The organism is Actinomadura sp. NAK00032 (assembly GCF_013364275.1).
GTDB lineage: Bacteria > Actinomycetota > Actinomycetes > Streptosporangiales > Streptosporangiaceae > Spirillospora.
This window is the reverse complement of the sequence record NZ_CP054932.1, coordinates 2,316,165-2,338,973: the sequence shown is the minus strand read 5'-3', so window position 1 is coordinate 2,338,973 and position 22,809 is coordinate 2,316,165. Positions and strand designations below refer to the sequence as shown.

18 protein-coding genes are annotated in these 22,809 nt (G+C 74.2%); 2 read left to right on the top strand and 16 right to left on the bottom strand.

Going from position 1 to position 22,809, the window contains the following annotated elements:
• The first annotated feature begins 106 nt into the window (after positions 1 to 106).
• Positions 107 to 868 (top strand): NAD(P)-dependent oxidoreductase, encoded by a 762-nt coding sequence (locus HUT06_RS10930; protein WP_176195619.1) that lies wholly within the window; start codon positions 107 to 109, stop codon positions 866 to 868.
• On the opposite strand, the gene HUT06_RS10925 is transcribed toward HUT06_RS10930, so the two are convergent.
• The 6 genes from HUT06_RS10925 to HUT06_RS10900 all read right to left on the bottom strand — a co-directional run bounded on the left by HUT06_RS10925 (position 861) and on the right by HUT06_RS10900 (position 6,813).
• Positions 861 to 1,814 (bottom strand): catechol 2,3-dioxygenase, encoded by a 954-nt coding sequence (locus HUT06_RS10925; RefSeq protein ID WP_176195618.1) that lies wholly within the window; start codon positions 1,812 to 1,814, stop codon positions 861 to 863. The two genes, HUT06_RS10930 and HUT06_RS10925, sit on opposite strands and share 8 nt — an antisense overlap.
• Positions 1,811 to 2,854 carry a 4-oxalomesaconate tautomerase gene (locus tag HUT06_RS10920; protein ID WP_217711278.1) on the bottom strand — a complete coding sequence of 348 codons (1,044 nt, stop codon included), beginning with the start codon at positions 2,852 to 2,854 and terminating at the stop codon, positions 1,811 to 1,813. The genes HUT06_RS10925 and HUT06_RS10920 overlap by 4 nt, the downstream gene beginning before the upstream one ends.
• Positions 2,851 to 3,558, bottom strand: coding sequence for a 4-carboxy-4-hydroxy-2-oxoadipate aldolase/oxaloacetate decarboxylase (locus tag HUT06_RS10915; RefSeq protein ID WP_176195617.1), 708 nt, complete (start codon positions 3,556 to 3,558; stop codon positions 2,851 to 2,853). The genes HUT06_RS10920 and HUT06_RS10915 overlap by 4 nt, the downstream gene beginning before the upstream one ends.
• A complete protein-coding gene (locus HUT06_RS10910; protein ID WP_176195616.1) occupies positions 3,555 to 4,295 on the bottom strand; it encodes a PIG-L deacetylase family protein in 741 nt (246 codons plus the stop codon). The genes HUT06_RS10915 and HUT06_RS10910 overlap by 4 nt, the downstream gene beginning before the upstream one ends.
• Before the next feature lie 62 nt (positions 4,296 to 4,357).
• On the bottom strand, positions 4,358 to 5,455 hold the full coding sequence (locus HUT06_RS10905; protein ID WP_176195615.1) for an aromatic acid exporter family protein: 1,098 nt from the start codon (positions 5,453 to 5,455) through the stop codon (positions 4,358 to 4,360).
• A 125-nt stretch (positions 5,456 to 5,580) separates the two neighbouring features.
• Complete coding sequence (locus tag HUT06_RS10900; RefSeq protein WP_176195614.1) at positions 5,581 to 6,813, bottom strand: YncE family protein; 1,233 nt, start codon at positions 6,811 to 6,813, stop codon at positions 5,581 to 5,583.
• Positions 6,814 to 6,953: 140 nt separating this feature from the next.
• Here HUT06_RS10900 and HUT06_RS10895 point away from each other — a divergent pair, with 140 nt between their 5' ends.
• Entirely contained in the window at positions 6,954 to 7,658 is a 705-nt protein-coding gene (locus tag HUT06_RS10895) for a TetR/AcrR family transcriptional regulator (RefSeq protein WP_254715107.1), read from the top strand.
• A gap of 71 nt (positions 7,659 to 7,729) precedes the next feature.
• Here the strand turns inward: HUT06_RS10895 and HUT06_RS10890 are convergent, their stop codons facing one another.
• The 10 genes from HUT06_RS10890 to HUT06_RS10845 form a co-directional block, all read right to left on the bottom strand.
• Positions 7,730 to 8,536, bottom strand: coding sequence for a VOC family protein (locus HUT06_RS10890; protein ID WP_176195613.1), 807 nt, complete (start codon positions 8,534 to 8,536; stop codon positions 7,730 to 7,732).
• Between the two features lie 90 nt (positions 8,537 to 8,626).
• Positions 8,627 to 9,184, bottom strand: coding sequence for a hypothetical protein (locus HUT06_RS10885; RefSeq protein ID WP_176195612.1), 558 nt, complete (start codon positions 9,182 to 9,184; stop codon positions 8,627 to 8,629).
• 94 nt (positions 9,185 to 9,278) lie between these two features.
• Entirely contained in the window at positions 9,279 to 10,235 is a 957-nt protein-coding gene (locus HUT06_RS10880; RefSeq protein WP_176195611.1) for a DUF5954 family protein, read from the bottom strand.
• Between the two features lie 128 nt (positions 10,236 to 10,363).
• Complete coding sequence (locus HUT06_RS10875; protein ID WP_176195610.1) at positions 10,364 to 11,614, bottom strand: alpha/beta hydrolase family protein; 1,251 nt, start codon at positions 11,612 to 11,614, stop codon at positions 10,364 to 10,366.
• 156 nt (positions 11,615 to 11,770) lie between these two features.
• Complete coding sequence (locus HUT06_RS10870) at positions 11,771 to 13,312, bottom strand: FAD-binding oxidoreductase (RefSeq protein WP_176195609.1); 1,542 nt, start codon at positions 13,310 to 13,312, stop codon at positions 11,771 to 11,773.
• Between the two features lie 73 nt (positions 13,313 to 13,385).
• Entirely contained in the window at positions 13,386 to 14,621 is a 1,236-nt protein-coding gene (locus HUT06_RS10865; protein WP_176195608.1) for a TIGR02679 family protein, read from the bottom strand.
• On the bottom strand, positions 14,618 to 18,673 hold the full coding sequence (locus HUT06_RS10860; RefSeq protein WP_176195607.1) for a TIGR02680 family protein: 4,056 nt from the start codon (positions 18,671 to 18,673) through the stop codon (positions 14,618 to 14,620). The genes HUT06_RS10865 and HUT06_RS10860 overlap by 4 nt, the downstream gene beginning before the upstream one ends.
• Positions 18,670 to 19,854 (bottom strand): TIGR02678 family protein, encoded by a 1,185-nt coding sequence (locus HUT06_RS10855; RefSeq protein WP_176195606.1) that lies wholly within the window; start codon positions 19,852 to 19,854, stop codon positions 18,670 to 18,672. Before HUT06_RS10855 ends, HUT06_RS10860 begins: the two co-directional genes overlap by 4 nt.
• Positions 19,851 to 21,389: a TIGR02677 family protein gene (locus HUT06_RS10850; RefSeq protein ID WP_176195605.1), complete on the bottom strand. Its 1,539-nt coding sequence runs from the start codon at positions 21,387 to 21,389 to the stop codon at positions 19,851 to 19,853. The genes HUT06_RS10855 and HUT06_RS10850 overlap by 4 nt, the downstream gene beginning before the upstream one ends.
• Before the next feature lie 436 nt (positions 21,390 to 21,825).
• Positions 21,826 to 22,764, bottom strand: coding sequence for a LuxR family transcriptional regulator (locus HUT06_RS10845; RefSeq protein ID WP_176195604.1), 939 nt, complete (start codon positions 22,762 to 22,764; stop codon positions 21,826 to 21,828).
• Between the last annotated feature and the right edge of the window lie 45 nt (positions 22,765 to 22,809).

Sequence of the window (22,809 nt, the reverse complement as noted above, 5' to 3'; positions counted from 1 at the left end):
ATCTAGGGTAGCCGGTGCGGGACATCTCGGCAGGGACGTCAGGCACGGGCACGGTAGGGACGGCAGGCACGGCAGGCACGGCAGGCACGGCAGGGAGGAGAGCGGCATGGCCATCATCGCCGTACTGGGGCTGGGCGAGGCGGGCGGCGCCATCGCGGGCGACCTCGCCGCGGCCGGCGCGACCGTGCGGGGCCACGACCCGGCCGTCCCCGTGCCGGACGGCATGGCGGCCTGCCGGAGCGAGGCGGAGGCCGCGGCCGGGGCCGATCTCGTGCTGAGCGTCAACAGCGCGCACGACGCCGCCGCCGCGCTCAGGGCCGGCGCCGGGGCGGTCGGCGGCGGCGCCGTCTGGGCCGACCTGAACACCGGCTCCCCCGGCCTCAAGCGGGAGCTCGACGCGATCGCGCGGGAACGCGGCGTCCGGTTCGCCGACGTGGCGATCATGGCGCCGGTGCCGGGGCGCGGACTGCGCACCCCGCTGCTGGTCAGCGGCGCGGGCGCGGCGCGGGTCGCGGACCTGCTCGGCCCGCTCGGCGCCGACGTCGAGGTGATGGACGGCCCCGCCGGGCTCGCCGCCGAGCGCAAGCTGCTGCGCAGCGTGTTCTTCAAGGGCCTCGCCGGGGCGGTCGTCGAGGCCCTCGAAGCCGCGCGGGCCGCCGGCTGCGAGGACTGGCTCCGCGCGAACATCGTCGAGGAGCTGACCGCCGCCGGCGAGCACACCGTGGACCGGCTGGTCAGCGGCACCCACAAGCACGCCGGCCGGCGCGCCGCCGAGATGGAGGCGGCGGCGGCGATGCTGGCGGAGCTGGACGTCCCGCCCGCGATGGCCGCCGCCAGCCGCGACCTGCTGCGCCGCCTGGCTAGCTGACGTCCACCGGCGGCGTGCCGTGGGTGTGGAACGACTCGATCGTCTTCAGCCCCCACGCCTGGCCCTTCGCGCGCTCGGCCTCGGTCCAGGTGATCGTCTTCCAGTCCGGCGCGAGGATGAGCCGTGCGCACGGGTTGCACAGCTCGACGCGGTTGCCGCCCGGCTCGTAGACGTAGAGGAAGAACGTCTGCTGGATGGCGTGCTTGTGCGGCCCGGTCTCGATGAAGACGCCGTTGTCGAGGAAGATGTCGGCGGCGCGGAGGATGTCCTCGCGGGTGTCGGTCGCGAACGCGATGTGGTGCAGGCGGCCGTTGCTGCGCGTCCAGTCCCGCGTGTAGACGAGGTCGTAGGACTTGTTGGTGAAGGTCAGCCACCGCGCGCCGATGGCGCCGTCGTCCAGCCGGATCTGCTCGGTCGGGTGCCCGCCGAGCACGTCCCGCACGAAGTCGGTGCTGGGCTCGACGTCGGCGGCGAGGAAGTTGACGTGGTCGAGGCGGCGGACGCACACGCCCATCGCCGGGTACGCCTGCGCCTGGTTCTTCAGCGACGGCGCCAGCTCGGGCGGCGCCTCGTACCACTGCGACTCCCAGTAGATCTCCAGCTCGTGCCCGTCGGGATCGCGGAAGACGTACGTCGGACCGAGGCCGGGGTCGCCGTCGCGCCAGCCGATGCCGAGCCCCGCGTCCTCGATCGCCCGGACGCGCCGGTCGAGCGCCTCCCGGGAGGACGCGCGCAGCCCGGTCCGCCGGATGCCGGACGTGGTGTGCGCGGTGAGCTTGAGGGTGTGGTGCTCGTAGTCGTCCCAGGTCCGCAGGTACACCGAGTCGCCCTCGGCGCCGACCTCGGTGAGGCCCATGACCCGGGTGAAGAACCACAGGCTCCTGTCGGGCTCGGGGGTGAGCAGCTCGACGTGCGCGACGTGGGCGATCTCGTGCTCAACGCTCATGGGCAGCTCCGGGGGAAGACGGTTCCGTCGAAGAGTTTGCGCGCGGTCCGGACGACGGCGGCGCGCCGGACGGCCGTGCCGTCGAGCTCGACCGCCACGTCCAGCCGGCCGGTCGGGTGCTCGATGCTCAGGGGGGCGCCCGGCGGCGGGAACGCGGCGAGGTCGCGGCCGACCGCGCCGTCCAGCAGCAGTGCGGTCGCGACGGTGACGGCGCCGAGGACGCCGATGGAGGCGTGCATGCGCAGCGGGATGAACGTGCGGGTGCAGATCATCCCGCCGTCGCGGGGCGGCGCGACGAGGGTCGTCTTCGGCACCGAGGACGCCGCGACGTCGCCGAGGCCCATCAGCCCGCCCGCCGCGAGCCGCAGCGACTGGATCCGGTCGCGCAGGTGGGACAGGTCGGTCTCGTAGCCGGTGACGCCGAGGTCGGACGCGGCGGCCACGACGACCGGCATCCCGTTGTCGACGCAGGTGACCTCGACGCCGTCGACCACGTCGCGGACGCGACCGGTCGGCAGCAGCGCCCCGCACGACGAGCCCGCCGTCCCGGCGAAGTCGAGGTCGATCCGCGCCGCCGTGCCGGGCACGCCGGAGATCGCGGTGCCGCCGGCGTAGTCGACGGCGCCGCCCGGCGTCGGGAACGTCGCGGTCGCGACGCTGCCGGAGTTCACCATCCGGACGCGGACGCTCGTCCGGTCGCCGCCCGCCGGCACGAGGCCGCGCTCGACGGCGAACGGGCCGACGCCGGCGAGCAGGTTGCCGCAGTTCTGCCGGTCGGAGACCACCGGCTCCTCGACGCCGAGCTGGAGGAACAGGTAGTCGACGTCGGCGTCCGGGCCGGTGGACGGCGCCACGATCGCGACCTTGCTGGTCAGCGGGTGCGCGCCGCCGATCCCGTCGATCTGCCGGGGGTCGGGGGTGCCCATGATCCGCAGCAGCAGGCCGTCGCGCGCGGCCGGGTCGGACGGCAGGTCCCCGGCGAGGAAGTAGGCGCCCTTGGACGTCCCGCCCCGCATCATCATGCAGCGGACGCCGTTCACGCGTCCCCTCGCCCGATGTAGTCGGCGTGGTCGACGTACTCGATGCCCATCCCGGCGAGCCGGGCCCGCAGCCCGTACCGGTCGAGGCCGAGTTCGCCCCGCTGGAAGGCGGCGCGGGTCGCGGCCTCCTTCTCCTCGCGGGCCCGCGCGGCCTCCACCGCCTCGGCGGCGGACTCCCGCGCGACGCGGACGACCCCGTCGTCGTCGGCGAGCAGCACGTCGCCGGGCCGGACGACCTGCCCGCCGATGGTGACCGGCACGTTCACCGCGCCGGGCGTGGCCTTCACCGTGCCCTGCGCGCTGACGGCCGCCGACCAGACCGGGAAGCCCATCGCGTGCAGTTCGGCGACGTCCCGCACGCCCGCGTCGATGACGAGCCCGCGCACGCCCCGGTGCTGGAGCGCGGTCGCGAACAGCTCGCCGAACATGCCGTCGGTGGACGGCGAGGTCGTGGCGACCACCAGCACGTCGCCGGGGCGGCACTGCTCCACCGCGACATGGATCATCAGGTTGTCGCCCGGCCACGACAGCACCGTCACCGCCGTCCCGGCGACGCGCGACCCGAGGTGCACCGGCCGGATCGACGGGCCGAGGTAGCCGGTGCGGCCCATGGCCTCGTGGACGGTCGCGACGCCGTACCCGGCGAGGGCGTCCACCGCGGCGGCGTCGGCGCGCGGCGGGTCCGTGACGACGACGGTCCTCATGCCAGCTCCGTCGTGGTCTGCGGGTACAGCCGGACGAACGCCTCGGCGCGGGTGTCGTGCGGCAGCCCGAGGTTCGGGCCGGCGTTGCGCTTCAGCTGGACGCCGCGCCGCTTGGCGAGGTCGGTGTAGTAGTCCCACATGTGGACCTGCGCGGGCAGGCACTCCATCGCCTTGCGCTTCTTGTCGAAGACGGGGGTGATGTCGAGCAGCACGTCCGGCTTGAAGTCGCACTGCTCCGGCTGGTGCGGCTCGAAGAAGAACACCGGCGGCGCCCCGAGCGGCTCGCCCGGCGCGTCGTAGCCGATCGCCTGCGCGAGCACGCGCGCCTGCAGCGCCATCCGCGCCGCCGCCGGGTGGTCGCCGTTGTAGGGGTCGGCGAGGGTGTGGGTCAGCACGACGGCCGGCTCGACGTCCCGGTAGAGGCGGACCAGGCGGTCGACCAGCTCCGGCGACTCGACGAGCGGGTAGTCGCCGGCGTCCAGGAACTCGATCTCGGCGCCCAGTTCCGCCGCGGCGGCCTCGGCCTCGTCCCGCCGCAGCTTCTTGATCTCCTCCAGCCGCCTGCCCTCGCGCCACGCGCGGGCGGACTCGCCGCGCTCGCCGTAGCTGAGGCACACGACGACGGCGCGGTCGCCGCGCGCCGCGGCCAGCGCGATCGCGCCGGCGGCGCGCCAGACGAAGTCGCCCGCGTGGGCGCTGATGACGAGCAGGGGGCCGGGAGAGGCGGAAGAACTCATGGGCCGTACTCTCCAACTTGTCACCCAAATTGTCAACAATTCTGCGGACAAGCCGCCGGGCGCTAGGGCGGTGCGCGCAGGCCGTCCAGCAGCAGTCGGCTCAGCCGCAGGAGCTCCTTCTGCGGATCCCACAGGCCGGGGGCGTCCGTGCCCGGCCCGAGGTGCGGTTCCTCCAGCAGGAGCTGCGTCCGCTCGGTCGCGGCGAGCGCCTCCCCCGCCGGCGTCTCCGGCAGCTCGCGGACGATCCCGGCGAGGCCGCTCAGCAGGTCGGCGTAGGCGCGCCGGAACCGCGGGCCGAGCGCCGGCTCCGCCGTGTCCTCGCCGTCCCCGTCGAGCTGGCGCAGCGTCCCGGAGATCGACCGGGCGTAGGCGGCGGTGTGGTCGAGCGTGTTCAGCTCGCGCGGCGCCGGCCACCGGTCGCGGTGGCCCTGCCAGCGCAGCGGGTAGCCGCGCAGCTTCGCGCGCGGGTTGGCGCGCAGCGTCTCCTCGCCCTGCTCCAGCGAGAAGCGCGCCTCCTCCTGGACCCGGGACAGCCGCGTCTCGCGCTCGTCCCAGCGCGCCCGGCCGCCCTCGTCCTCGGCGACCTCCCCGGCGAGGGCGTCGAGCCCGTCGGCGAGCGCGTCCCGCACCTCCCGCACCGCGTACTCGGCGCGGCGCAGGTACAGCGGCGGGAAGAGCGTCGCGTTCACAATCAGCCCGACCGCCAGCCCGAGCGCGACGTCGCCCAGGCGCGGCAGGGTGTAGCCGACGACCTCGTGGCCGCCGAGCAGCAGCGCGAACAGCGCGGTGAACGCGACCTGGGACGACTGGTCGCCGAGCCGCCGCCACCCCGAGGCCATCATCGCCAGGACGAGCACGGCCGCGATGCCGAGCGTGGTGGGGCCGAGCAGCAGCCCGACCGGGATCGCGAGCCCGGCGCCGATCACGAACCCGGCGGCGTACGCCACGCTCTCCCGGACGGACCGGACGACCGACGGGTACACGCCGAGCAGCGCGGCCAGCGGCGCGAAGTACGGCTGCGGGTGCCCGACCGGATACTTCGCGATCAGCCACGCGACGACGGCCGCGACGACGGCCTTGGCCGTCAGCCTGGCCCGCTCCGCCCAGTAGCGGCGCCCCGCGAAGGGCAGCAGCCGGCTTCGAAGTCCTCCGGTCGGCACCGCATGGCGGTTCCCCGCGCCCGCGCGCCCAATCATGGGCCGCCGCGCGGCCCCGCCGGGATGTGGGTGGCGGCGGGGCGCGCGGCGGCCGGTCTCGGAGCGGGCCCATGGCGGGCCCGCGCGGGTCAGCCCTTGGCGGGGTCCAGGGCGGCGATGGCCGCCGGGGTCAGCTTGGCGGCCCGCTCCCGCTGCGGGAAGCGGCCGACGTCGATGCGGGCGACCTCCTTGGCGGTGCGGTAGTCGACGACGGAGATCTGGTCGTCCTCGGCGAGCGAGACGAAGCAGTCGTGGCCGTTGGGGCTCGTCTGCGTCCAGTACGGCAGCGCGTCGGTGGGGTAGTGGACGGTCCCGTCCGCGGTCAGGCCGGGCCGGGAGACGATGGAGACGTAGTCGTCGATCGTCCCGGCCATGCACAGCTTGGTCTCGTCGGCGTTCATCGCCATGCCGTGGTGCGCGGAGTTCTGCGGGTAGTCGTCCGGCTTCATCTTCGCGGCCTTGTCGCTGAACGGCATGTTCACCGTCCGGGTGGTCTTACCGGCCGCCAGGTCGTACTCGATGAACCCGTTGAGGTAGGACAGCTGCGCGTACATCGTCCTGTTGTCGCGGGTGAACACCGCAGGGCGGATCCCGTACTCGAAGGTGTAGGTGCGCAGCGGCTTGAACGTCTGCGCGTCCACCGCCGTCACGGCCCTCGAACCCTTCAGCCCGTTCAGCAGCTTCGGCAGCGAGGTGATGCCGATGCTGGAGTTGTAGAGGACCGTCCCGTCGGGCGAGTAGTCGTTCGCGTGCGGGTAGGTGCCGGTGGCGAAGCTGGTCTGGAGCTTCCCGGTGGCGGTGTCGATGACCTCGGCCTTGCTCGCGGTGGTGGCCGAGACGACGAACTGCTTCCCGTCCGCCGAGAGCGCCGCGTGGTCGGCCTTGAAGCCCTCGGTCTTGTGCCGCCACAGCATCTTCTTGGTGGCGATGTCGAACGCGACGGCGTCCGACAGCACGCCGCGTGAGATGTAGAGGGTCGTGCCGTCAGGGGAGACGGCCATGTCGTCGACGAGCTTGCGGTATCCCTGCGCGGCGTTGACGGCCTCGTAGCCGATCCGCTCGACGATGTTCATCGCGTCCAGGCGCTCTTGCAGGTCCGGGACGACGTCGATGGAGCCGAGGTTCCGGTAGGTCGCGGTGTCGATGAAGCTGACGGTGCCGCCCTGGCCGTTGCCGACGGCCATCACGTCGCGCAGCGCGGCGGCTCCGGCGGGCGCCCCGGCGGGCCGGGCCTGCGCGGGCGGCGCGCCGGACATCGCGGTCGCCGCGAGCACGGCGCAGCCGAGCAGTGCGGTTCGTCTTCGGAGACGTCGGGAAGGCATCGCGTCCTCCAGCGGGGTGGGGGTCTCCAGTGTGAAAACGGCCGTCTTCCGACTTGGTTACTGGACAGTAATGCAGGGTGATGTGCGACACAAGACCCAAGATGAGGGAAAATGCGATCCGAGTGACGGGGAGGGACGAGGTGGCGGGGAGGGACGAGGTCGCGGGGAGAGACGAGGTGGCGGGGAGGGACGAGGTGGCGGGCAGGCGGGCGAGTCCGACCGGCCGGTACGGCGGCAGGTCCGCGGCCGACCGGCGCGCCGAGCGGCACCGCCGGTTCCTGGACGCCGGGCTGGAGATGTTCGGCCGCGGCCCCGGCTACCGCGGCACCACGGTCGCCGCGCTGAGCGAGGCCGCCGGGCTCTCCACCCGCCAGTTCTACGAGGAGTTCCGCACCCTGGAGGACCTGCTCGCCGAGCTGCACCTGGAGGTCAACGACACCGCCGAGCGGGACGTCGTCGCCGCGCTGCCGTCCGTCGAGGGCCTCGGCCTCGCCGAGCGCACGGCCCGACTCTTTCGCGCCTACGCCGCCGCCATCACCGCCGACCGGGCCCGCATCCGGATCGCGTTCGTCGAGATCGTCGGGGTCAGTCCCCGGCTGGACCGCCAGCGCCTCACCCGCCGCTCCCGCTGGGTCGACTTCCTCTGCGCGGAGGCGGCGGCCGCCGCCGCGCGCGGCGAGATCGCCGACCGCGACTACCGGATCGCCGCGACCGCCTTCATCGGCAGCATCAACGGCCTCCTTCACGACTGGAGCGCCGGCTGGGTCGACGCCACCCTCGACGAGGTCATCGACGAGCTGGTGCTGATGCTCCTCGGCCGGCTGCACGCCCCCGACGCGGGCTGAGGCGCGGACAGAGGCACAGGCTGAGGTGCGGACAGAGGCGCGGGCTGAGGCGCGGGCCGGGGGCCTCGGGGTCAGGGACGGGTCCGGGTCTCGGTGACGTCGCGGACGGTCGGGGCGATGAAGGCCAGCCGGGCGCCGGTCGGGTCGGTGATGATGGAGAAGCGGCCCAGCGAGATGTCGCTCGGCGGCACCCGGACCCGGCCGCCCAGCTCGGCGGCCTTGGCCGCCGCCGCGTCGCAGTCGGCCACCCAGTAGTAGGGGATCCAGTGGGGCGGGTAGTCGGGCGGCCAGTGCTGCCCCATCGGCACCAGGCCCGCGACGGACCACTCGCCGACCTTCCAGTCGGTGTAGCCGGCGGTGTAGTAATCGCGTTCCACGGGCCTCCAGCCGAAGACCTCGCCGTAGAAGCGGCGGGCCTGCGCGATGTCGCGGGACGCCAGCTCCACCCAGCACATCGCGGACGGCTCGTCCTGCACCCCGGCGCCTTGCAGGTCGTAGGGGTACCAGAAGGCGAAGTCGGCGCCCTCCGGGTCCGAGCACAGCGCCATCCGCCCGAGGTTGGCGATGTCGGTCGGCTCCACCAGGACCAGGCCGCCCGCCGACTGCACGGCCTCCACCGACGCCTCGACGTCGTCGCTGCGGAAGTAGCACGTCCAGGACGAGGGCAGCGAGTCGTCGGCGAGGGACTGCATCCCGCCGACCTCCGGCCCCTGGAGGCCGCCGAGGGTGAAGATCTCGTAGTCGCCGATGTCGACGGTCAGCGTGTAGGAGTGCCAGCCGAACAGCTCGCAGTAGAACCGCCTGGAGGTGTCCGGGTCGGGGCTGGCCAGCTCCGCCCAGGTCGGGAAGCCCGGGGCGTAGGAGGTCACCTCGGGCATCGCCGGACCCTGACAGCTCGCATGCCACCACCGTAGGGAGGCGCGCGCAATCTGCGCTGTCCGGAATCGCCAAGATCGCTCAAAGCGGTCTCAGGCGCTCACCACCGTCTGGAGGAGACCCCACACGAAATGGGCGACATACCGGTCGCCGTCCGGCAGCGTGATGGTCGCGTGCCAGCGGCTCGGCGCGTCGCCGTCCTGGTGGGCCACCGCGCCGAACCGCGCGTCGACGTCGCCCACCACGCACGACCAGGGGACGAGGTCGTCGACGCCGGCGAGCCGCGGCACGGGGGCGGCGTCGTCCCGGACGAGCCACTCCTGCACGACCGAGCCGTCCGGCGCCATCATGATCTCGAAGCGGAGCCCCGGCCACAGCGGCAGCGGCGGCCACCACGCGGTCGCGCAGGCGACGTCGCCGACACGCCGCTCCGCGGTCCCGGCGGGCGGGCCGAGGACGGCCTCGTAGCGGCGCCGGCCGCGCGGGAACGTCCGGGACCGCAGGACGCGCTGCCAGCGGGCGTTGGCCTCCCGCATCTCGGTGCGGGACGCGCCGAGCGCGCGCACCGCGTCCTCGACCATGCCGGGCTGGTAGTCGGCCATGCGGCGGAGCAGGACGAGCTGGAACTCCCGCCGCGCGAATCCCTTCATCGCCGGCCACGCTACCCCTCCCCCGCGCCGCCCGGACGCCGGGGCGGCGCGGCCGGCGGGTCAGCACGGCCGCCGGGTCAGCGCGGCCGCCGGGTCAGCGCGGGGGCCGTCCGGTGACGGGCTCCTCCAGGTCGCGCTCGGACGGCCGGGGCGGCTCGGGGCCGTCCGGGCCGCGGCGCACGACGTACTCGACGCGGGCCACCCGGAAGCGGCGGCCGCGGACGCCGATCTCGGTGCGCCGCGTGCCGTCGCGCAGCAGCCTCGCCGCCGCCCGGAAGGCGGCGACGTCGCCGGGGGACGGCCCGTCCAGCAGCGGCACGACGAGGTCGAAGTAGGAGGCCAGGTGCTCGCGCACGGCGGCGGGGCTGTGCAGGAACGGCCCCTGCAGGGCCGGGGGTCCGTCGCCCGGTTCGGCGACGGTGAAGCGGGTCGGCAGCCGGACGGCCCGGGGGTGGCTGGCGAGCGCGCGGCGCGCGTCCCTGGCCAGTTCGGGCGGCACCGCGGGCCCGGCGGGGACCCACGCGTCCCCGGGCGGCGCCGCGGGCCCCGGCCCGGGCGCGTCCGGGAGCAGGCCGTGGTCGAACCGGCCGGCGTCGCGGCGGGTGCGCGGCTCGGGGAGCACGTCGGGATCGCCGGGGCGGGGCGGTTCCGGACCGTCGGGGCCGCACCGGCAGAACCGGTCGGCGCGCACCACCCGGAACACCCGCCCGGCGACGGTCAGCTCGTCCGGCCGGTCGCGGTCGAGCCGGCCGGCGCCGCGCCGGTAGGCCGCGCGGGCCGCCGCGGGCACGCCGGGGTCACCGGCCAGGCGGCCGAACCACCAGCCGAGGGAGTCGCGGGCGTCCTGCGGGGTCGCCCGCTCCATTCCGGACATCATCCAGCCGCCGGGTACCCGCTCCATCACCCCGTACGTGGCGCCGCACCAGCGCACCGCGGGATACGCCAGCCGGGCGCGCACCTCGCCGAGCCGCGCCGCTCCGCGCACCGGCACCGGCGGCGGCGGCGCGAGCGGGAGAAGGCCGGCGAGGGCCGCTCCATCACTACCCCTCATGTCCCCATGGTCACAGGGAAGGGCGCTCACCGCTCGTGTTTCGGCGATTCCGAGCGGTCAGGCATTACGGTCAGGCATTACGGTCGGGCAAGAGGGCCCGCGGAAAAGAGCCGCGCCGCGGCCGCCGGTCAGGACTTGCGGGCGCCGATGGCGGCGGCGATGCCCGGCCAGCTCCTGACCAGCTCGCGCTTCCAGTACTTCCAGTTGTGCATGCCGGGCCCGTAGAGGTTCGCGGTGATCGGGACGCCCGCGCGCTTCGCCGCGGCGACGAAGTTCTCGTTCATCGTCCCGGCGAGCTGCTCGCCGACCCGGCCGCCGTCGAGCGGCCCGGCGTTCGGGTTGTCGAAGGGGCCGGGCCGGCCGTCGCCGCAGGAGACGTAGACGCCGATGCCCTTCAGCTTGGCCACGTTGACGGTCGCGTCGTGCGCCCGCCAGTTCGCCCGCGCGATGATCGGGTCGCCCCAGATGGCGGTGCCCGCCTCCCGGTTCATGGACGTCAGGATGGCCGGCATGCCCGGCGCGGTGATGTTGAGGGCGCCGCTGTAGGACGCGGCGTACTTGAACATCCCGGCGTGCCGCTCGGCGTAGGTGATCGCCCCCTGCCCGCCGGACGACAGGCCGATCGCCGCGCGCGACGTCCCGGCGCGGAAGTTGCGCTCCATCAGCGGGATGACTTCCTGGATGTGGAACCTCTCCCACTCGGGGATGCCGCCCTTGCCGCCGTTCCACCAGTTCGTGTAGGAGCCGTTCCAACCGCCGTCGGGCATCACGACGATCGCGTCGTAGGGGCCGACGACCTCTTCGATGTTGGAGTCCCGCGTCCAGGACAGGTAGGTGTTGTTGCCGCCGTGGTAGGCGTACACGGTCGGCCAGGTCCGCTTGGCGGTGGACTTCCAGCCCTTGGGGACCATGATCCGGGTCTTCACGGCCGCGCCGAGCGCCGGCGAGGCGATCGTGATGTCGTACTGCCGCGCCCTGACCTTCGACACCTTGGTGATCGCGGCGCCGTCCGGGGCCTTGGCGTACTTGCTGCTCCCGGCGCCGGGCGGCAGGTGCGGCTTCTTGCCGTGGCTGCGGCGGTCGGTGTCGGGGTCGCCGCCGGCGGGCTTGCCGCCGCCCGTCTTGAACGGGTTGCTGTTCAGCGGCACGCTCGGCAGCTTCGCGGCCTTCGGCGACTTGCTCGGCGACGCCGAGGTCGCCGGCGCCTGCTGCGTCGGCGGCCCGAACGAGGGGATCGGCTGGGAGTCGCCCGACGCCTCCGACCGGCCCGTCGGCACGCCGATGCCGGCCTGCGCGAGGCCGACCATGACGGTCGGCAGCAGCACGGCGGCGGCCGCGGTGCCCGCGATGGCGATCTTGCGGTCGGTACGCTTCTTCATGGACTCCCCAGCCGCTCAGGCCCCCCGGGCCCGACGCTCTGCTTCGTCCGAAGAAACTACTGTCCCGGCAGTCACAGCCGCAAGTATTGGCAGTAAATGCAATAAAGGCGAGACAGAAGGCGCGGCGGCCCCTCGCTTTCCGTGACGTGACCGGGGTCACTCCCCCGTTCCGGGCCGGATCGACTGGGCGTGCCGGAACACCTCGCCCGGGTCCCAGTACCGCTTGGCGTCCTGGAGTTCCGGGTAGGCGTCCTTGTAGTAGAGCGTCTCCCACGACTGCCCCGACGCGTTCCAGCGGTGATCACCGAGATCGGCGTCCGGATACCCGATGTAGCAGCCGTCGGTGCGCTCGCCGTCCGCCACGGGCACGCCGCCGGTCTCCTCGAACACCGCCCTGTAGGCGTCGCGTATCCAGCCGATGTGGGCGTCCTCGCGGGGGTCCTGCTCCGCCCAGTAGACCTGGAATTGCAGTTTCAGAATCGAGTCGCGCTGCCGCACCGCGGTGGGGTGCAGCGGCCTGTTGACGGCACCGCCGTACGAGTCGACCTGGATGAGCGCCCGCGGGCCGGCATAGCCGGCCCCGTCGCCGAGATAAGCCCACATCGCGGCGATCTGCCGGTCGCTGAAAGGTTTCCGCAGATAGGCGGACTTGTGTTTGCCGCACCGATTGTCGCCGCCGGAGTTCAGCGCCCGCGCGGCGGTCAGCCAGGGCATCGTCCGCGGAATGTCCAGGTGGACGAGGTGCTCGCCCATCACCGACCGCATCTTCGTCGCGGGCGGCCGGACCCGACCGCCGAGGGCCGTGACGAAGTCGGCCATCGCCCGCGGCCCGTCGGGGTCGTCCGCGTCCACCTGGGCGAGCAGCCCGAGTTGCCCGTTGCCGACATGGTTGAGCTTGAGCATCGCGAACAGCTTCCCGGCCGCCGCCGACGGGTCCTGGTGGTCGCGGAAGTACTCCCCGAACGCCGTCACCAGCGCGCCGAAGTCGTCCTCGGTGAAGCCCTCCCAGTCCCAGGCCAGAGCGGTCAGCAGCACCCGCTCGGGCGGCTGCGGCAGCCCCCGGAACCAGAACCGGGTGGCCACGCCGAAGTTCCCGCCGCCGCCTCCGGTGTGCGCCCACCACAACTGGCGCAGCCGCGGGTCGGGATCGTCGCGCCGCGCCACCACCAGCCGGACGTTCTTCTCCGCGTCCACCACCGCCGCCTCCACCGCGTAGAGGTAGTCGACGGTCAGCCCGTGCTGCCGCGACAGCACCCCGAACCCGCCCGCCGGAATGTGGCCGCCCAGCCCCACGGAGAAGCACGAACCGCCCGGCAGCACCTTCCCGGTGAGCGGGTACAGCCGGCTGTAGACGTGCCCGTTCGTCGCCCCGGCCCCGACGCAGTACGCCTTCATGGCCTCGTCGTAGGACACGCCGCACATGGGGCTCACGTCCAGGATGGCCCGCACGTCCGCGCCGCACACGAAGTCCTCGTAGCAGTGCCCGCCGCTCCGCACCGCGATCCGCGCCCGCCCCGGGTCGTCCGGCGCCTCCCGCACCGCCTCGGCCAGCGCCGCCCGCGCCTCCTCCGGCGTCCGCACCAGCCGCACGTACTCGGGCGCCGCGATCCACCGCTGGTTGAACCCTCGACACAGCGCCGGATACCTCTTGTCCCCGGGCCGCACGACCGTGGTCGGCAGTGTCGACAGCTCACTCATGACCGCAACGCCTCCGCACATCCGGGACAGCAACCGCGAAGAACCCTTCCCAACCACCCCGTCGGGTAGTCGGTCAGATACACGTAGTTATCGCCCCAGAAAGATCCCCGAGCAGCACGTCGGCGACCTTCTCCTCTAGGACGGCCGCGCGGCGCTCTCCCATGTTGAGGGCCAGTTCCGGGTCCCAGGGAGCCTCGCCGACCCTGCCGGGAGCCGGGAGGGCGCCCTCCTCCGCGCCGTCCAACGCGGCGAGGTAGTCGCCGGACGACATGCGCCACGGCACGGCCCCGGTCTTGGCCATCACGTGCGCGGCGATCCGCAGGCCCTCGCCGTCGAAGTCGCCGTGGTAGCGCAGCGCGGCGCCGGACTCGCCGAGCGCGCGCAGCAGCCTGATGACGGCGCTGTTCGGCCAGCCCGACGAGCACATCAGCGGCGGGCACCGGGCTCCGAAACGCCGGACGGCCAGCGCGAGGACGGTGGGGTTCTCGGTCACCCACACGACCGGCACGTCCACGCGAAGGCCGGACGAGTCGCGCAGTTGCTCCAGGGTCACCGGCGTGGCGTGGCCCGCGTCCGCCCACATCCGGAGCGTCCGGGCGAGGACGCCGTCGCCGGCCGGTCTCAACCCCGCGACGAGAACGGTCGTGGACAGCGTGTCGGACGCCACGCCCGAACGCTCCCACAGCGCCCTGCGGTCGGACGCTTCCGCGGGCGGCTCGATCCCGTACCGGATCGCCTGGGCGCGCAGGACGAGCCCGGACAGCCGTCCGCCGTCGTCCAGCGCGTGCGAGTCGCCGAACAGGCCGGTCGCGAAGGACTGCAGCGGCCTGCCGTCCGACGGCAGCGCGGCGAGCACTTTCAACGCCCGCACAAGAAGAGTGCGAGTGGACGGCACGGAGCCCATGACGAGCCCTTGCCGGCGGACGTCGTCGACCCACCGGGCCAGTTCCGGTTCTCCGCGGACCACCGGATGCGCCGCGAGCCACTCCCAGAGGGCGCTCCGCTCGCGCTCCCGTTCCCTCCTTTCGCGCGCCCGGTCGCCGATCGGCCCGAGGACGGACTCCGTGACCGCCCTGCTGTCCGAGCCGGTGAGTTCTCGCAGGACACCGTCCAGCCGGGCCACCGGGACGGTGACCGTGGAGCCCGGATAGCGGTCCATGCCCAGCAGGTCGGCCAGGGCCGCGCGCTGGCCGCCGTCCAGGTCCTTGATCGTGATCCGGGCGACCGCCGCACCGGTGGAGAACCGCTTGTGCAGCTCTGTCCACAGCGGCCGCAGGTCGGCGTCGCGCAACCGGTCGGGGACGCTCATTCCGCGACGCCCTCCTCGACGGCCTCGGTCCGGTGGCCGTTCCAGATGAACCGCGCCGTCGTGACGGCGTTGTCGCCGTCCCCGTCGGCGCCGGTGATGAGCTGGTGGATGGCGATGCCGTCCAGCTCCCGGTAGTCGCACCACTCGTGGTCCGAGGTGAGCACCATGTCGAGCTCCAGGTTCACCAGGAGGTCGAAGACCTGGCCGCGGTTCGTGGTGTCCACGCCGACGAACACCTCGTCGAGGAGGATGAAGCGCGGGCACCGGGGGTCGGTCTGGTAGTGCGCGGCGACTGCGGCGAACAGGGGCAGGTGCAGCGCGATCGCCTTCTCCCCGCCCGACAGCGCGCCGTGGAGCTTGCGGGTGAGGTCCTGCCAGCCCTTGCCGTCCCCGCGTTCGAGCCGGACGGTGAACCGGTGCCAGGCGGTGTAGTCGAGGACCTCCATGAGCTGCTCCTCCCAGCTCGCCGCGGTGTTCGCGGCCCGCGCCTCCTCCACGCGGTCGCGGAAGAACCGGTAGAGCGCCTCCCGGTCGGCACCGCTCAGCCGTGCCGGGTCGCGGAGCAGCAGGTCGCGCGCCGCGCGTATCCCGGCGCTCTGCTGCGGATCGACCTGCCAGACCAGCCGTACCGCGACCCGCGAGGCCGTCCGCACCCGCTCCAGACGGCGGTTCATGCCGTCCACGAGCTCCGTGGCCTGCCGGATGCGGTCGGCGAGGTGCCTGCGCGTGTCGCCCGCGAGCGTCCGGTCGAACAGGTCGCGTTCCTTGTCGGTGATGTCCTGGCGCCGCCGGTCGCGTTCCGCGCGAAGCGCGGTGCTCAGCTCGGCCGCGCCGACCCGCATCCCGTTCATGGTCGCGGTGAGGACCTTGACGTCCTCGTCCGGGGCGAGTTCGAGGTCGGCCTGATCGGCCAGGACGTCCCGCGCGCGGTGCATCGCCTCCGACAGCCGGTCCTCGGCGTCCCGGACGTTCTTCGGCTCGTACGGCGTCCGCGTCCGATCCAGGGACGCGGCGACCGAGCGTGCGCCTTCCAGCGTGGCCTTCACTCCTCTGTCCGGGTCGAGCCGAGCATCGAGCCCGGCGTCGTCGGCCAGGTGGCCGGTGACCAGATGACGGAACCGGGCCGCGGCCTGGTCCCGGGCGGCGACCGCGTCGTCCCGCGCCCGCTCCGCGACGCCGACGGCCTCTTCCAGGCGGCCGAGGCGCTTCTCCAGTTCGAGCAGGGCGCGGCGGAGCGTCCGGCACCGGGTCTCGCACTCCGCGGCCTCGTCCTTGGCCTTCCGCAGGTTCTCCAGCACCTGCCGGTGCTCGACGCCGATCGAGGCGTCGATGGCCGCGAGCTTCTCGCTCGTCTCGGCGGCCTCCTCGGCGTTGTCCCGGGCGCGTTCCGCGGACTCGGCCGCGGTCGCCTCGTAGTCGCCGGCCGTCCGGGCCGCGGCGGCGGCGCGCGTTCCGGCGGACCGGAGCGCGTCGCAGTGCTGGAGCCACACCTGCCCGTTGTCGCGGAAATCGCGGACCGCGCCGGCCAGTGCGTCCAGCGCCGGTTCGCCGACCGGCAGGCCGTTCTCGGCGCCGAGCGCGGTGAGGGCGCGCAACGCGGTGGAGGCGGCCGACTCCCGCCCGCGCAGCCGTTCCTCGGCGCGCTTCAGCTCGTCGCCGCGCTGGGCGAGCGCGCGCTCGGCGGCGTCCAGGGCGCCGGACGCGGCGCCGAGCGGCTGGTACGGCGGGCGGTCCCCCAGCTCGGCGTCGAGTGCGGCGCGGGCGGCACCGACCTGCCCGAGCCCCTCGTCGCAGGCCGCCTCCTCCGCCTCCAGGGCGCCGATCTCCGCGTCGAGTGCGGCGATGCGGCGGCGCCGGGCGCGCTCCCGGGCGGTGGCACCGATGAACGCGGGCTCCGGTTTGGTCCAGCGGCCGGTGAGGGTACCGAGCCGCCAGGACCCGTCCATCCCGGCCACAGCGGGGTGGTCGGTCTCCAGAGCGCTCGGCGCGCAGGCGACACCGGACAGGACGGCGTGCAGCACCTCCGCCGGCACCGGGCTCCCGGGCTCGGCGACCAGGACCTCGGCGAGGCTGGTCCCCGGCGCGGGACGGGCGAGCAGCGCCGTGGCGAAGGCGTCGTGCTCCTCGTGGAGGAGGGCCCCGTCGGGCAGGACCCAGGCGTCCAGCAGCCCGGCCGCCTGGAGCGCGGCCTCGACGCCGGCCTGCGCGGCGGGCGCGACACCGGGGGCGAAGGCGACCAGGCGCCAGAGCGGGCCGCCCGGCCGTCCCGCCCGGTCGGCGGGGCGTGTCCCCGGTGCGTCCGGTTCGACGGCGGTCTGGGCGGCGAGGTCCGCGCGCCGCCGCCGCCCGGCGGCCAGCTTCTCCAGCACGCCGGCCCGCCGAGCCCGCCACCCGGCCTCGTCCGCGGCGAACCGGTCGACGGCGTCCGTACGGGCGGCGAACACCAGCTCATCGCATTCGCGCTCGTCCTCCACGGCGCCCACCAGCGCCTCGGCGTCAAGCGCCGCGAGCTGGACGCAGCCGCGCGCCCAGCCGTCGAGCGCTTCGGCGAGCCGGTCCCGTTCCTGCTCGTGCCGCCGCCGGGCCCCGTCGCGCAGCGTGACGGCCTCGTCCAGCCGCGCCCGGTTCTGGTCGCGCTCGGACAGCGCGTCGTCGCGGCGTTCCACGGCCGCGCGGTGCCGCTGGATCGCCGCACGCAGCGCGCCGATCTGGTCCTCGCGGCTGCGCACCGCCGCTCGCAGCAGGCCGCGCGCCCGGTGGACGCCGTCCGCCGTTTCCTCGGCGGCGGCCGCAAGGGCCTCTTCGTGGACGGCGGCAAGCCCGGCGCGGTCGGCCGCGCGGCGCGTGTCGGCCAGTGCTCGGCCGGTGAGAGAGCGCTGCGTCGCCGCCTCCGCCTGCGCCTGCTCGGCCTCTTCCCCGCGCCGCTGGGCGTCCGCGGCGTGCTTGTCCGCGGTCCGCCGCGCCTGATCCGCCGCCTTGCCCGCGGCGCGCACTCGTTCGCGGAGGTCGGCCAGCTCGTGGCCGGCGCGGTAGGCGTCGCTCTCCTTGAGGCCGTCGATGCGGGCGGCGAGTGCGCGACCCCGCGCCTCGTCCTCCGCCAGCCGCCCGGCCGTCTCGTCGCGTTCCCGAGACGCCCTCTCGTGCTCCTCACGGCCGGTGCGGGCCCTGGCGGTGAGGCCGTCCATGGTGCTGGTCGCCGAGACGAGCCGGGCCGCGGCGGCGCGCAGGACGCGCTGGGCGTAGGTGCGCTGGCGGGCGGCGAGGCGGCCGGCCTCCTGGACGTGCTCGTCCAGCCGCCGCAGTTCCTCGCGCTGCCGGTCCAGCCGCTCGAAGCCCTCCGCGATCTCGTGGATCTCCCCCTCGCCGAGCGGCGGAAGCGCGCTGGACAGCAGGTCCGAGAGCAGGCCGGGGTCGAGCCGCTCCGACAGCTTCGGCGTGCGGAGCTGCCGCAGCGCGGTGAGCAGCGAATCGTAGCGTTGCTCGGTCAGCCCGCCGAAGAGCGTCCGCCGGACGGCCGTGCGGTACTCCTCCGCCGAGTCGTGGACCTTGCCGTACGCGCCGATGGCGTCGCCGAGGTGCGCCCGGGTGAGGGGCTGGCCGCCGGCGCCGGTCAGGCTCAGCCCGCCCGGGATTCCGACGCGCTGCGCGGTGCTGAAGTAGGCGACCGCGACGTTCCTGGTGTTGGCCGTGGCCTGGAGGCGGGCCCCGCACGTGAACCAGCGGGAACCGTGCGCGAATTCGAGCCACACGTACCCGACGCGGGTCTTGCCGGTGTGGCCGTCGCCCATGAGGTTCCAGTGCATGGTCCGCTCGCTGCCGCCGAACGTCGACAGGCGGCTCGGCTTGAGGCTGGCGTCCAGCAGGTAGGGCAGGAGCAGTTCCAGGGCCTTGCTCTTTCCGCTGCCGTTGGGACCGCGCAGCAGGAGCCGTCCCTTATGGAATTCGAGGACCTCGTCGTAGTAGCGCCAGATGTTGAGGATGCCGGCCCGGACGGGCCGCCAGCGCGCCGCGGTCTCCTCCTTCTCCGCCGGGACGAGCGCGGTGACGGTCACGGAGACTCCTCTCTGATGACGCTGTAGCGGTGTGCCGCGGGCAGCACCTGGACGAGGCCGTCCCGTGGTCTCGCGAGCGCGAACCCGTACAGGACGGAGAGCGCGTCGTCGACCAGCCGTGCGGCGCCGCCCTCGGACTGGTAGGCCATCGCCCAGCGCGGGCGGCGCTCCAGGAGCCGCGCCGCCTCCTCCACCAGCGCCGCACGGGACGACTCCCCGTCCTTGACCAGGCGGTCGAGCAGGAGGAGCGCCGCCACCTTCGCGTGGCTCCCGTCGTCGGGGAACTTCGAGTCGGTGGCGATGGCGTCGGTGTCGACCAGCAGGTAGCCCTCGGCCCGCTCTTCGAGTTCCAGCCCGGCCTCCTCCGCCGCACGGCGGAGGATCTGCCGCCCGGTCAGGGAGCCCGCGTAGGCGATCTCGGCCGGAGACAGATCCGCCCGGTAGACGACGGGGTCGTCCAGCAGCCTGCGCAGCAGGGAGTGCCTGGCCCACAGGTTCTTCTGCGTCTCCGTGGGCTCCTCGGATCCGTACCTGCGCTCGACCGCCAGCCGTCCGAGGTCGGGCCAGTCGGTACCGGCCAGCCGCGACGGGGCGACCGGAGCGGCAAGGAGCCGCATCACGCGGGTCGCGTCGACCCGGTACAGCACCTTGGCCTCGGCGCTGTCGAGGAAGGCGTCCGTCGCGCCGTCGACGGCCGTCACCGCGCCGTAGTGCTCCAGCAGCTTCAGCGCGTCCACGAACGCGGCCCGCTCCTCGCCGCGCACCGGGTCGAAGGGCATGATCCCCTCTTCGGCGCCGGCCGCCTGCACGACCCGCTGCGCGAGCATCCCGATCGTCGTCACCGGCGCGGCGAGCGCCTCGGCCGCGACCAGGCACAGCAGCGTGTACCTGCGCCGGTCGAACGGCGCCCGCGTCGACCGCCGCCGCCTCGCGGGCCGCGACCGGTCCGCGTCCGCGCGGACCTTGACCAGCCGCGCGTAGCCGAGGCGCGGCTCCATGAACAGCCGCCAGCCGCAGTAGTAGTCGAACCACCGGGCGAGGGCGGAGTGGCGCCGCCGGATCAGGTCGAACCCGTCGGGGTCGGTGTGCAGCGAGACCAGCGGCCGTCCGAGCAGCAGCCGGATCGCCCGCGCCACCTCCTCCTTCTCCTCCCGGGCCTGCTGGTTCGCCAGCGTGCTCACGCGCCGGCCGCCTTCCGCGACGGGCCGGCGGCCGTGAAGCGGATGTCGACCACGTAGTCGGGGCCGCGGAACAGGCCGCGCGGCGTGCGCAGCTCGGCGGCGCGGCCGTCCGACGGCGGCCACAGCCGGACCTCGATGCGGCCGTCGGACGTGCCGGCCCGCCGCAGCCCGTCGCCGCCGGGACGCACGGCGAGCGCCCGGCCGACCAGGTCCAGGAGCCGCCGCAGCGTGTCGTGCTCGACGCGCCCGAACGAGGACAGCCGGACCGGGCCGTCGGTGGCGAGCCACTGCCAGGCCGCCTCCAGCTCTGCCCGCTCGCGCCGCGCGCGTTCCCGCCGCTCCGCGCGCAGCGCGCGGACGTCCCGCACCTTGGCGGTCCGTCCCACGCGTTCGGTGCGTCCGCTGGTGCGCAGCAGCGCCGACACCTCCACCGGCGGGGTCTCGTCCCAGCTCGCCCCCGTGGGGATGGGCTCGGCGTCCCCGTGGGCCAGATGCGCGTGCCGCGCGGACGCCAGCCCGAACGCCGCCCCCCACAGCCGGTGGGCGTCGTCCTCGGACGGCGCGTTGGCGAACCAGCGGGCGAGCGTCCGGAAGTCGGCCGCCGCGCCGGACGACCGCCGCCGCGACTCGGTGATCCGGTCGAGCACCTGCAGCAGCGAAACGATCGCCCGGCGCGCCACGTCGTGCAACTGCCGGACGCGCGGCGTCCCCTCCGCGGGCCGGAACCACAGCCGCAGCCCTTCCCATTTCGCCTGCCGCGCGGCCAGCCAGGCGATCCCAGGGTCGGCGCCTTGTACCGGCGGCAGTTCCGCCCCCGCCAGCGCCCGGCCGTGCAGGACGCCGACACCGCGTTCCTCCACGTCCCCGAGCGTGGAGTGAATGGCGTCGGCGCGCATGTCCAGATTGGTGACGAACTCCTGGAGATAGGCGACCGTCGCGCTCTTGACGTCATTGAAGGTGGCGAAGTCGGCGCCTTCCGCGCGCATGAGCCGCTGCAGCTCGCCGTTGAACGACTTGGTGTTGTTCCGCAGCGCGTCGAGATGGCCCTCCAACTCCTGCAGCGTGGTGAAGATGCGCCGGTTGACGGCGGGATCGTCGTCCTTGAGCAGCTCGCCCAGCTCTCCGAGCCGGTCTGCGATCGCGTCCAGCACGGCCGTCTGCAACGCGCCCGACGAGCTGAGCACGGCCAGCGCGTGCTGCACCCCGGCGAACGCGGCCTCACCCCGCTGCGTCAGCGAGTACTGGAGGTTCTTGCGCTCGTACTCCTCGGCCGTCGCGTAACTACCCGCATGGTTCTGCACGACGTCGAGCAACTGCCATTTGACGAGTTGCTGCAAGGCGCGCGTCAGCAGGGCGTCGTCCACGGGCGCGTAAAACCCTGCGTCCCGCAGTCGCTCCCGCACCTCATCGAACGCCAGCGACGTCTCCAGCCGCTCGTTCGCCTCCCCGAACGCGTACATGACCGCGGTGTGCAGGTCGGCGCGCTCGGTGGCGGTGAACGAGAACATCCCCTCCGGAACCCGCGGCAACGCCATCCCCGCATCCCCTCCCGAGCGCGACCCAACGGCAACGGGACGAGCCTACGCAGAGGCGTCGGCGAAGGTCGTCCGGATGTGGTCGTGGGTCACGCCGGGCTTACCCCTGCCGGTGCTGCTGCACGTCGCCGGCCGGAACGCCACCGCGCACCCACGCCTGCACGGCTGGCTGGCCGGACGCCTCTTGCAGGATTACCCAGCCCCGCGCTCTGACCAACTGGGCACCCAGACCGTCCGCGCCCTCACGGTCGGCGGAAGCCGCCGACCACCTCGAACCGGCGCTCCCGCCTGCCCGCACTGCGGTCTGGCATGAATCCTCACCGACCTGCGCACCGACCCGGCGTCCGCGCTCGGCGAGATCACCGCGCCCCCGCTGGGCCTCTGGCTGTTGCGCTCCGTCCATGCGGCCTCAGGTCCGCCCCGGCCCCGCTCGGGGTCAGTGGTCTGGGGGGCGGAGGGAGAGGGCGCCGGCTTGGAAGCGGGTGCGGGCGCCCAGGCGGTCGCACAGTTCGCGGACGCGGCGCTGGACGGTGCGGGTGCTGATGGAGAGGCGGCGCGCGATGGCCTCGTCGGTGAGGCCCGCGGCGAGGAGGGTGAGGACGGCGTCGTCCGGGGCGTCGCCGCCGGGGAGGGGGAGGCCGGTGCGCCACAGGGCCTCGAAGAGGGAGACAAGGGCGTCCAGCAGGGCCGAGGGGTGGACGACGAGGGAGCTGTCGACGCTGCTGGCGTGCTCGGAGGTCAGCGGGAGCATCGCGGTGCGGCAGTCGGCGATGGCGAGCTTGATGGGGACGGCGCCGAGGCGGGCCTCCTCGCCGGCCGCGGCGGCGCGGCGGATCTCCTCCAGGGCGTGCGGCTGGTCGAGCGCCTCGGCGCCGTAGATGCCGCGCACCCGGATGCCGCGGCGCATCGTGCGCTCCTGCTCGGCGCCGGAGAGCGCGGCGTCGGTGGCGAACGGCGGCTGGACGAGGACGCGCAGCTCCTCCCTGGCGCCGCGCAGCAGTTGCATGTAGCGGCGGGCCACGGCGGTGCGGCCGCTGACGACCTCGACCAGCTCCTCGGGGTGCGGGGCGGCCTCGGCGAGCAGCGGGCCGATCGCGGCGCGGCTGCGGGCGATCTCCTCCTGGCGGCTCGCGACAAGGGCCTCCACCGCGACGTGCGGCGGGGTGGCGAGCAGGCGCAGCGGGCGGCCGGCGAGCCGGGTCACGAGGCCGAGCTCCTCCAGGCGGGGCAGGAGGCGGCGCAGGGCGGCGACCGACGTGCCGTGGCGCGCGGCGAGGTCGGCGAGGGTGGACGGTCCCTCCCGCAGCAGGGCGCGGTACGCCGACTCCTCGGCGGCGGCCACGCCGAGCCCCTCCAGCAGGCGCGAATCGGACACGTCCTAAATGTAGGGGTTCCCTGGCCGTTTGGCGGGTTCCCGCCA